The organism is Cobetia sp. (assembly GCF_983723665.1).
Map to the genome: position 1 here is coordinate 1 of NZ_CFDJES010000058.1, position 3,842 is coordinate 3,842.

A 3,842-nucleotide genomic window follows, 5' to 3' on the forward strand; every position below is an offset into this window, starting at 1 on the left:
TCGTTGCCTGATCGTCTCAAGTTGTTGATGAGAGGCAGGCATGGCGCTAGATTGGCGACATGAGCAGACAAGAGATCACACGACTCGTGGCGAGCCTCGCCCACGAGGAAGGCATTCGAGAGACCGCAGTGAAGGGCGTGCAGCTCTTTCGCATGACGGAGCCCGTGCGTTGCGCGCCGGCCATCTATGAACCCGCCGTGGTGGTGATCGTCAGCGGTGCCAAGGAGGCGATACTGGACGGCGAGCGGCATGTCTATGACAGCCGTCAGTATCTGTGCTGTCCCATCTCGATGCCGGTCGAGGCGGGCGCCCCCACGGCCTCGCCAGAGACACCGCTGCTGGGCGTCTACCTCTCGCTGGACACGCGGGTAATGACGGAGCTTGCCATCGAGATGGAAAGCGCCGCGGGCCTCGTGCGCAAGCCGGGCAGCGGCCCGTTGCCGCCGGGGCTTGCCCTGGCGCATTGGGACGCCGCCTTCAGCGATGCCTTGTTGCGACTGCTGCAGGTGGCACAGAGCCCCGCCGATGCGGCGATATTGGGAGAAGGGCGGCTGCGGGAGCTTTACTACGCCGTCCTGAAGGGCGAGGCCGGTGAGTCGGCGCGACGCGCCTTCGGTGTGGGCAATGAGATCGCGCGGACAATCGATTACCTCTCCAGCCGACTGGATGAGCCGGTCAGCATTGAAGACATGGCCGGGCGGGTCGGCATGAGTCGCGCCGTCTTCCACCGCAAGTTCAAGCAGGCGACCACGATGTCGCCGATCCAGTTCGTGAAGTCCATGCGCCTCAATACCGCCGCCATGCAGATCGCCAATGGCAAGACCGTCAGCGAGGCGGCCATGGCCGTGGGCTATGTGAGCTCCTCGCAATTCAGTCGCGAATTCAAGCGTCTGTACGGGCAGTCGCCCAAGCAATGGAGTCAGTTCAAATAGCGACACGCCACCAGCGGGGCAAGAAAAAACGGCCATCCGAAAGGAGGCCGTTTTTTCATGGCTGGCGATCATCCTGCGCGCAGGCGCTAGAGCACCGCTTCACTCTCCTCGACACGCTCGAAGAGGATCAGGTGATCGGCCTGGATACGCAGCATGACCTGCTCGCCGGGCTGATAGTCGTGATGGCTGTTGAAGGCCGCCTCGACTTCCCGTCCGGAAGGCAGCGCCAGCCTATAGAGGGTACTGGTACCGGCGAAGGTCGCGCTGAGCACGCGTGCCTTGAGATCGGTGGCTTCCGAATCCCCTTCGGCCAGCACCAGGTCATCCGGGCGCAGCAGCACATCCACCGGCGTGCCGGGCGCATACGGATAGGCACGGTTGCCGCGAATCACGCCCAGCTCCGTGCTCACGCATTCGTTGTCCTTCAGCGTGCCGGGGATGAAATAGCCCTGGCCGATGAAGTTGGCGACGAAGCGCGTGGCGGGTTCGTGATACAGATTGAACGGCGTGTCCCACTGCTGCAGATGACCGCCGTGGATCACGCCGATCTGGTCGGCCATCGCGAAGGCCTCATTCTGATCATGCGTGACCAGCACCGCGCTGATGCCAAGGTGCTTGAGAATCCGCCGCACCTCCTGACTCAGCTGACGACGCAGCTCCACGTCCAGATTCGAGAACGGCTCATCGAGCAGCAGAATGCGCGGCTCCGGCGCCAGCGCGCGGGCCAGGGCCACGCGCTGCTGCTGGCCACCGGACAGCTCATGCGGGAAGCGCTCGCCGAGATGGGCGAGGCCGACCAGCGTCAGCAGCTCCGTCACCTTGTCATTGCGCGCTTCACGGGTCATGCGGCGCACGCCGAAGGCCACGTTGTCCGCCACGCTCAGGTGGGGGAACAGCGCGTAATCCTGAAAGACCATGCCGACATGGCGCTGCTCCGGCGCAGTCAGATGAGTCGCGCTGGACAGCACCTCGCCTTCGAGACGAATCTCGCCCATCGCTACCGGTTCGAAGCCGGCAATCGCGCGCAGCAGCGTGGTCTTGCCGCAGCCGGAGGGGCCGAGCAGGCAGGCAATGTCACCCTTGTTGAGGGAGAAATTGATGTCACGGGTCACGACGGTAGTGTCGTAGCGACATTCCAGCGAATCGATCTGAAGGAGCGGTTGCATGATGGCAGGTCAGTCCGGATGGCGATGAAGGCAGCGGAGCAGGGGAGTGTCCGTCTCGCTTGAGCATACGCGAGCGCCGCCTGCGTGGATGCAGGCGGCGGCAGGGCACCCCTTCGGCTTGCTGGGCGGCGGCTCAGCCTTGAGGCTCAGTCCTGGCGACCCAGCATCAGGAACTCGAGCAGTGCCTTCTGGGCGTGCAGGCGATTGCCCGCTTCCTGCCAGACGACGGCGCGCGGGTCATCCAGCAGACCCATGCTGATCTCTTCGCCGCGGTGTGCCGGCAGGCAGTGCAGGAAGATGACATCGTCGGCGGCCTTGTCGAGCATGGCTTCATCGACCTGGAAACCGGCGAAGTCGGCTTCACGCTTGAGCTGCTCTTCTTCCTGGCCCATGGAGGCCCAGACATCGGTGGTCACCAGGTCCGCGCCCTGCACGGCTTGCTGCGGGTCACGATGGATGCTGACGCGCTGGCCAGCTGCCGCGACGATCTCGCTGTCCGGCTCGTAGCCTTCGGGGCAGCAGATGCGCAGGTTGAAATCGAACTGACGCGCGGCGTTGATCCAGGAATGGCACATGTTGTTGCCATCGCCGATCCAGACCGCTGTCTTGCCCTTCACGGAGCCACGACATTCGGTCCAGGTCATCACGTCGGCCAGCAGCTGGCACGGATGATAGTCATCGGTCAGCGCATTGATGACCGGCACGCTGGAGGCGTCGGCGAAGGCTTCGATATCGGAGTGGGCGAAGGTGCGGATCATCACGCCATCGACCATCTCGGAGAGCACGCGGGCGGTGTCGCCGATCGGCTCGCCACGGCCCAGCTGGGTGTCGCGCGGCGACAGGAACAGCGCATGGCCACCGAATTGCGCCATGGCCGTCTCGAAGGACACGCGGGTACGCGTGGAGGACTTCTCGAAGATCATCGCCAGGGTGCGGTTGGCGAACGGCGTATAGACCGGACCTTCCTTCTTCAGCCCATCCTTGATGGTGATGGCGCGCTTGATGAGGTAGTCGAGTTCTTCCGGAGAAAGGTCAAGCAGGGTCAGAAAGTGCCGGGTGGCCATCGAGCGGGCTCCTGTCAGGGTCTCGGGCAGCACCATCGAAAAGGGCGCCATGCGTCGGAGGGAAGGAAGTCGCCGACGATCACGGCGCCCGGATGGCGCTGCCTGTCAAAAGAGCCATCCTAGCCAGCTCGGCTCGAGCGTGCAACGCTCACGCCGTTATCAGGGCGGCCATGGTGCGCGCTGCAGGGCCGATGCGCGCTGCTGCAGACAGCAATCCACAACTCGGGCACTATCGGGGGCTGAATTCATGGCTTACCCCCAGTAGAATGAGGGAATGACACTCACGGGCCTTGCGCCCACCGTCCGAGGATTGCACATGAGCACTACCATCGAATCGATCGAAAAGCAGATTGGCGAGAACCCGATCCTCCTGTACATGAAGGGCACCCCGCAGCTGCCGCAGTGTGGTTTCTCTGCGCAGACCGTGCAGGCCGTCATGTCCTGCGGCGAGCGTTTCGCCTTCGTCAACATTCTCGACAACCCGGACATCCGCGCCGAGCTGCCGAAATACGCCAACTGGCCGACCTTCCCGCAGCTGTGGGTCAACGGCGAGCTGGTCGGCGGTTGCGACATCGTGGTCGAGATGTACCAGAGCGGCGAACTGGAGCCGCTGATCAAGCAGGCCGCTCAGGAAGCGTCTGCCGAGTGATCGGCATCTTCTGATAGGAGTCGCTCTGATC

General features: G+C 63.7%; 4 protein-coding genes. 2 read left to right on the forward strand and 2 right to left on the reverse strand.

Annotated features, from left to right (window positions below):
- Positions 1-59: 59 nt before the first annotated feature.
- A complete protein-coding gene (locus tag AC4FAH_RS07765; protein ID WP_213114204.1) occupies positions 60-932 on the forward strand; it encodes an AraC family transcriptional regulator in 873 nt (290 codons plus the stop codon).
- 86 nt (positions 933-1,018) lie between these two features.
- Here AC4FAH_RS07765 and AC4FAH_RS07770 read toward each other — a convergent pair whose 3' ends face one another.
- Both AC4FAH_RS07770 and argF read right to left on the reverse strand, forming a co-directional pair.
- Positions 1,019-2,098: an ABC transporter ATP-binding protein gene (locus tag AC4FAH_RS07770; protein ID WP_054555527.1), complete on the reverse strand. Its 1,080-nt coding sequence runs from the start codon at positions 2,096-2,098 to the stop codon at positions 1,019-1,021.
- A 146-nt stretch (positions 2,099-2,244) separates the two neighbouring features.
- On the reverse strand, positions 2,245-3,162 hold the full coding sequence (gene argF, locus AC4FAH_RS07775; protein ID WP_153636322.1) for an ornithine carbamoyltransferase: 918 nt from the start codon (positions 3,160-3,162) through the stop codon (positions 2,245-2,247).
- Between the two features lie 316 nt (positions 3,163-3,478).
- Between argF and grxD the strand changes: the two genes are divergently transcribed.
- Positions 3,479-3,811 carry a Grx4 family monothiol glutaredoxin gene (grxD, locus tag AC4FAH_RS07780; protein ID WP_043331357.1) on the forward strand — a complete coding sequence of 111 codons (333 nt, stop codon included), beginning with the start codon at positions 3,479-3,481 and terminating at the stop codon, positions 3,809-3,811.
- Positions 3,812-3,842: the final 31 nt, after the last annotated feature.

What these genes read in the sequence shown, in the direction of transcription:
- AC4FAH_RS07770 (WP_054555527.1), bottom strand. Translation starts at nt 2,098, where the DNA reads ATGCAACCGCTCCTTCAGATCGATTCGCTGGAATGTCGCTACGACACT.
- argF (WP_153636322.1), bottom strand. Translation starts at nt 3,162, where the DNA reads ATGGCCACCCGGCACTTTCTGACCCTGCTTGACCTTTCTCCGGAAGAA.
- AC4FAH_RS07765 (WP_213114204.1), top strand. Translation starts at nt 60, where the DNA reads ATGAGCAGACAAGAGATCACACGACTCGTGGCGAGCCTCGCCCACGAG.
- grxD (WP_043331357.1), top strand. Translation starts at nt 3,479, where the DNA reads ATGAGCACTACCATCGAATCGATCGAAAAGCAGATTGGCGAGAACCCG.